Below are 5,347 nucleotides of genomic sequence, written 5' to 3' on the forward strand. Positions count from 1 at the left end.
TTGGCCAGCAAGGACCAGACCGACGCGGTGCGTTCATCGATCTCGGCCCGTTCCATCGGCGGCAGCTCCTCGCTGGGCAGCACATCCACCAGCTCGGAGGGATCCGATTTCGATTTCACAACTCCCTGCAGGCTCACGGTGACGCTGCGCAGTTCACAGGCCCGCAGATCTTCCACCTCAGCGATGGGGATCTCCATGAACACCGCCAGCTGCTCTCCGCTGGGGCTGAGGCCATTGCGCTGCATCAAGCGTGCCTTGGCAGCCCGCAATTTGGTGAGCTTTTCGTTCACATTCACGGGAATGCGAATCGTGCGGCTTTGGGTGGAGAGCGCTCGGTTCAGGCCCTGCCGAATCCACCAGTAGGCATAGGTGGAGAAACGATGGCCGCGGGTGGGATCGTATTTCTCGACGGCACGGGTCAGGCCAAGGGTTCCCTCTTGAATCAGATCGAGCAGATCCAGACCTTTGCCCTGATAACGCTTGGCCAGATTGACAACAAGGCGAAGGTTGGACGTAATCATCTGATTCTTGGCCCGTTCGCCACGGCGAATCACACCTTTTTCTTCATCGCTATACTCACAGGCTGGGCCACTCCCGCCAGCTAGATGACAGCGTTCTGTGATGGCGACCATCGCCTGAACCTTCCTCCCCATCATGAGTTCCTGCTCTGGAGTGAGCAGTTGATGGCGACCAATTTCGCCGAGAAAAGCACTCAGAGAACTCATCATCATGACGATACGGCTGAATTGAACCTAGAACCAAAGCGTTTTTTTTCTGGCGGTCATAATAAAGACTCCCGAATTAATGCTTTGTGCGCTATTTCACTCTTTCTTTCTGTTAGTGAAGTGAATCTTTCATTGTTAATTCAATTGGGTAGCTAAGGTCACCGCACCTACCGTCGCCACGCCCATGCCCTTGGCCGTCGCTCTCACGTCCGACATCGCCAAAAACGCTGGCGTTGCCTACGTTCACTACCTCAGCTTCATGCTCTGTTTCGGCGCCCTGGTGCTGGAGCGGAAGCTGATCAAAACTGATCCGAATCGCCAGGAAGCCACGGCGATGGTGATCACCGACATTGTCTATGGCATCGCTGCCCTGGCTCTTCTCGTCAGTGGAATCCTGCGGGTGATCCACTTCGGCCAGGGAGCTGAGTTTTACACCCAGAATCCTTTGTTCTGGTGGAAGGTTGGTTTGTACCTCTCCGTGGGAGGCCTGTCGCTCTATCCCACGATTACCTACATCCTCTGGGCCATTCCGCTGCGCAAGGGTGAGCTACCGAAGGTGAGCGAGGCCCTCGCGAATCGCCTGGCCTGGATCATCAATGTTGAATTGGTGGGCTTCGCCAGCATTCCGTTGCTGGCGACCCTGATGGCCCGCGGTGTGGGTCTTCCCGCCGCCTGATGCAGCCCGAGCTCTGTCCTCCACAACAGCAGGTTCGAATGCTGCGGGTGGCTTTGGAACGCCAGGCTCCAGGCCAAAGGCCGGGCTATGTCTCCTCCATCGCCACAACTCCCTTAGGCCCGCCCGTGTTGAAACACTGGTGCGTCTGGGTTCAGCCCGCCGCCGCCACGCCGGCCAACCGTTGGGACCAGCGCTGGCTTGATGAGGTGTCCTCGGCGCTGACCACCTGGGGTGCACTTGTTCCGCTCACGCTGGTGGACAGTCCGGAACAGGCCAACGTGTTGATTCATCGTCAGCGTCCGGCCCGACGGCAGGTCGCTGGGGTGTGGCGCGCCAGCAACGGACGCACACAACTTCAGGTTGTGGACGTGCAGCGCCAGGGCCGCCGAAGGCTTGAACCCCAGTTGAAGGTGATGGTGTCACCCGGGCTGCAGGCTGAAGCACTGCAGGCCACGGCCCTGCACGAACTGGGCCACGCCTTCGGCCTCTGGGGCCACAGTTCTGTTCCCACTGATGTTCTGGCGATCAGCCAAGGCGAACGTCCGGTGTTGGTGCCATCGGAGCGGGACCGTCTCACGCTGGCGTGGGTGATGCAGCAGACCACCCGTTTCGGTTCAACGATTCGAAAGCCCATCGAACCGGCCGAATCCGAATCACCTGAGTGACGTCACCATTTCAGCGCGGCATGCTGCCGGCAGTCGTGGTTGATCGATGAACCTGATCCGTTCTCTGGCGCTGGCTGGTCTGCCACTGAGCCTGGTGGGTTGTTGTTCCAACAACAGCCTGCCCCAGCAGGACCCTCAGATTCGAGAAATGATTCGGATCCAACTGGACGGCAGCAATCCAGCAGCCAGTGAAGGTGTGTTGGATCGTGCCGAGGGACCGTTGCGTTTCACCGTTGGCCATGGTCGCCATGGCATCGGCTGTGAAGGCACCGCCTTTGAAGAGGGCGTCACGCCGCTCGGAACCTTTCAGGTCAACGCCATTCTCAGCAATGACCGCTTCGAGATGGATCCCTCCCTGGTGGAGCAATCCGGAAAATCGGAAGAGGAGCTGCACGAGAGCCTCTTCACCAACATGAACTCCATTGACTTCAAAGGTGATGGGGAAACTGGGGAATATGGCATCGGCTACATCAGCCTGGCTCCTGTGCCCGCCACAGAGCAGCCTTTTCGTTTCAACACCTACGACGGCGTTTTCCGCTGGTACAGCTTCGCCATTCACGGCACCAATGACGAGTCCCGGATCGGCAAGGCGGTGACTGGCGGTTGCATCAACGCCGGTCAGCTCACCATGGGGGTGTTGTTGGACACCGTGGAGCTTGGTGATGAAGTGGTGATCAGCAGCGACAGCCCCTGTCTGCCTTAGTGCCGGCGCGGGGCACCCCGTCGCGCTGCCAGCACTTTCTGCACCTGCCGCCAGTTCACGCCATGATGGGCTAGGGCCACCTGCATGTGAAAGATGATGTCCGCAGCTTCGCCGGCGATCTCGGCGACATCGCCATCTTTGCAGGCCATCACGAATTCAGCATTCTCCTCGCCGATTTTCTTGAGGATGCTGTTATCTCCCCCCGCCAGCAGCTTGTTGGTGTAGCTGCCTTCCTCCGGTTGCTCGCGTCTCCCCTCGATCACCCGGAACAGTTCGGTGCAGGCATCCGTTGGTGGCGCTAGAGCCTCTGCTCCACCTGTGGTTCGGGCATCGCTGTTTTCGTAGAAACAGCTGCGGGAGCCCGTGTGGCAGGCCACATCCCCAACCTGCTCCACGGTCACCAGCAGCACGTCGGCATCACAGTCGTAGCGGATCTCCCGCATCGTCTGGATGTGACCGCTGGTGGCCCCCTTGTGCCAAAGCTCCTGGCGTGAGCGGCTCCAGTAATGCACCTCACCGCTGCGCAGGGTGGCTTCGATTGCGTCCCGGTTCATCCAGGCCACCATCAGCACAGCCCCATCCAGCCAGTCCTGGGCCACAGCTGGAATCAGCCCCGCTTCGTTAAAACGGAGTTGGTCAATGAAGGCGGGGCTGAGGGGCTGCATCAGGCCTCGGACATTCGGGCAACACCTGAATCTTCCCGCAGCGTGCTCCATTCCGCGTTTTCACCTCTTGCTTGTCTCTCCGACCCCCTACAGCTGCACCAAAGCCTTCAGCGGCTACCCCTGCTGTCACCGGCAGTGGCGCCACCAGGGCCATTGCCGCTTCGTGCATGGGTATAGCCGCAGTTTCAACCTCTGGTTCGCCACAACGGAGCTGGATGCCTGCGGTTTTGTTGTTGATTTCTCCAGCCTTCGCCCCTTCGAACAACGCTTGCGGCAGCAGTTCGATCACACCTTTCTTGTCAATGCCGACGATCCACTGCTGGCGGAATGGCAGCGGCTGCACGACCTCCAGGCCATTGATCTCCGTGTGATGGAAAACGTGGGCATGGAGGCAACGGCGGCCTTGATCTGGACCTGGGCCAATGAGCTGCTGCAGGAGTGGGATGGTGGTCGCACCTGTTGCTACGGCGTGGAGGCACGGGAGAACAGCAGCAATGCGGCCACGTACAGCGCGGTTCCCCCCTGGTTTTCAGCGCAGAGCTAACGCGTCCGATTCCAGCTCCACGCTGATTGCCTGCCCCTCGCTGTAACGACCCGCCAGGATCGCCTTGGCAATGGGTGTCTCCAGTTCCCGTTGCACAGCTCGTTTCAGCGGTCGTGCCCCGTAGACGGGGTCATATCCGGCATTGGCGAGCCAGTCGGCGGCCCCATCGCTCAGGCTGAGCTCCAGCTTGCGCTCAGCCAGCCGCTGACGCAGACGTTCCACCTGGAGGGTGACGATCTGACGCAGTTCCTCCCGCCTGAGGCTATGGAAGATGATCTGATCGTCGAGGCGATTGAGGAATTCCGGCCGAAAATGGGCCCGGAGAGCTTCATTCACCCGGCTTTCCATCGCTCCATGCTGCTCGGGATCGCCGGCCAGCTCCAGGATCGACTGACTGCCGATGTTGCTGGTGAGAATCAGCACGGTGTTGGTGAAGTCCGCGGTGCGGCCCTGCCCGTCGGTGACACGGCCGTCATCGAGGATCTGCAACATCACGTTGAAGACATCCGGGTGGGCTTTCTCCACCTCGTCGAACAGGATCACGGCGTAGGGCCGACGACGCACCGCTTCGGTGAGCTGGCCACCGGCCTCATATCCCACGTAGCCGGGAGGCGCCCCGATCAAACGGCTCACGGTGTGCTTCTCCATGTACTCCGACATGTCGATGCGCACCATGGCGTCATCGCTGTCGAACAGCCGGTTGGCGAGCGCTTTGGAGAGTTCCGTCTTGCCGACACCGGTGGGACCGAGAAACAGAAAGCTGGCGATGGGGCGGTTCGGGTCGCTCAGCCCTGCCCTGGACCGTTGAATCGCATCTGCGACGGCGGTGACGGCTTGGTGCTGCCCGATCACCCGCTGATGCAGGTCATCCTCCAGCTGCAGCAGCTTCTCCATTTCGTTCTGCACTAGCCGCGCCACAGGGATTCCGGTCCACTTGGCGATCACCTCGGCGATGTCGTCTTCGCTCACCTCCTCCCGCAGCAAGCCTTTCTCGCCAGGCTCCTCTGAGGCGATTTGGGCTTCCTGTTCGAGCAACTGCTTCTGCAGCGAGGCCAGGGTGCCGTATTCCAGTTCCGCCGCTTTGTTGAGGTCGTAGCTGCGTTTGGCCTGTTCCACCTGCAGCTGCACCCGTTCGATCTCTTCCTTGAGCGACGACAGCTCATCGATCGCGCCTTTCTCCTGTTGCCACTGAGCATTCAGGGAACTTTGCTGTTCTCCCAGGTCCGCTAGTTCCCGTTCGATCCGTTGCAGCCGTTCCTGGCTGGCACTGTCGGATTCACGGCCGAGGGAGAGCTTCTCCATCTCCAGCTGCAGGATCTTTCGATCGATTTCATCGATTTCCTCCGGTTTGGAGGTGATCTCCATCTTC

Annotated in this window: 7 protein-coding genes; 4 read left to right on the top strand and 3 right to left on the bottom strand. The window is 60.0% G+C overall.

Features of this window, described 5'->3' with window-relative positions; translation table 11 throughout:
• On the bottom strand, window positions 1-728 hold a 728-nt coding region (locus tag ACGVJ8_RS11410; RefSeq protein ID WP_392348192.1), incomplete at its 3' end, for a sigma-70 family RNA polymerase sigma factor.
• 181 nt (window positions 729-909) lie between these two features.
• Between ACGVJ8_RS11410 and ACGVJ8_RS11415 the strand changes: the two genes are divergently transcribed.
• Genes ACGVJ8_RS11415 through ACGVJ8_RS11425 form a run of 3 tightly spaced genes read left to right on the top strand, consistent with a single transcriptional unit; the run spans window position 910 to window position 2,769 of the window.
• On the top strand, window positions 910-1,401 hold the full coding sequence (locus ACGVJ8_RS11415) for a DUF2214 family protein (RefSeq protein ID WP_392348194.1): 492 nt from the start codon (window positions 910-912) through the stop codon (window positions 1,399-1,401).
• Entirely contained in the window at window positions 1,401-2,066 is a 666-nt protein-coding gene (locus tag ACGVJ8_RS11420; protein WP_392348196.1) for a peptidase, read from the top strand. Before ACGVJ8_RS11415 ends, ACGVJ8_RS11420 begins: the two co-directional genes overlap by 1 nt.
• A gap of 46 nt (window positions 2,067-2,112) precedes the next feature.
• Window positions 2,113-2,769: a L,D-transpeptidase gene (locus tag ACGVJ8_RS11425; RefSeq protein WP_392348198.1), complete on the top strand. Its 657-nt coding sequence runs from the start codon at window positions 2,113-2,115 to the stop codon at window positions 2,767-2,769.
• On the opposite strand, the gene hisIE is transcribed toward ACGVJ8_RS11425, so the two are convergent.
• The gene (gene hisIE / locus ACGVJ8_RS11430) at window positions 2,766-3,434 is read right to left on the bottom strand and encodes a bifunctional phosphoribosyl-AMP cyclohydrolase/phosphoribosyl-ATP diphosphatase HisIE (protein WP_392348200.1); all 669 of its coding nucleotides are present in this window, start codon (window positions 3,432-3,434) and stop codon (window positions 2,766-2,768) included. The genes ACGVJ8_RS11425 and hisIE overlap by 4 nt on opposite strands.
• A gap of 67 nt (window positions 3,435-3,501) precedes the next feature.
• Between hisIE and ACGVJ8_RS11435 the strand changes: the two genes are divergently transcribed.
• Window positions 3,502-3,978: a 6-carboxytetrahydropterin synthase gene (locus tag ACGVJ8_RS11435; protein WP_392348202.1), complete on the top strand. Its 477-nt coding sequence runs from the start codon at window positions 3,502-3,504 to the stop codon at window positions 3,976-3,978.
• Here ACGVJ8_RS11435 and ACGVJ8_RS11440 read toward each other — a convergent pair.
• Window positions 3,964-5,347, bottom strand: a 1,384-nt coding sequence (locus tag ACGVJ8_RS11440; protein ID WP_392348204.1) for an AAA family ATPase, incomplete at its 5' end; no start/stop codon positions are given. The two genes, ACGVJ8_RS11435 and ACGVJ8_RS11440, sit on opposite strands and share 15 nt — an antisense overlap.

Origin of the sequence: Parasynechococcus sp. (assembly GCF_042954245.1) — a bacterium.
Classification (GTDB): Bacteria; Cyanobacteriota; Cyanobacteriia; order PCC-6307; family Cyanobiaceae; genus Parasynechococcus.

Bases quoted from the DNA above. Each gene is read 5' to 3' on its own strand.
- ACGVJ8_RS11420 (WP_392348196.1), top strand. From the start codon at position 1,401: ATGCAGCCCGAGCTCTGTCCTCCACAACAGCAGGTTCGAATGCTGCGG.
- hisIE (WP_392348200.1), bottom strand. From the start codon at position 3,434: ATGCAGCCCCTCAGCCCCGCCTTCATTGACCAACTCCGTTTTAACGAA.
- ACGVJ8_RS11425 (WP_392348198.1), top strand. From the start codon at position 2,113: ATGAACCTGATCCGTTCTCTGGCGCTGGCTGGTCTGCCACTGAGCCTG.
- ACGVJ8_RS11415 (WP_392348194.1), top strand. From the start codon at position 910: ATGCCCTTGGCCGTCGCTCTCACGTCCGACATCGCCAAAAACGCTGGC.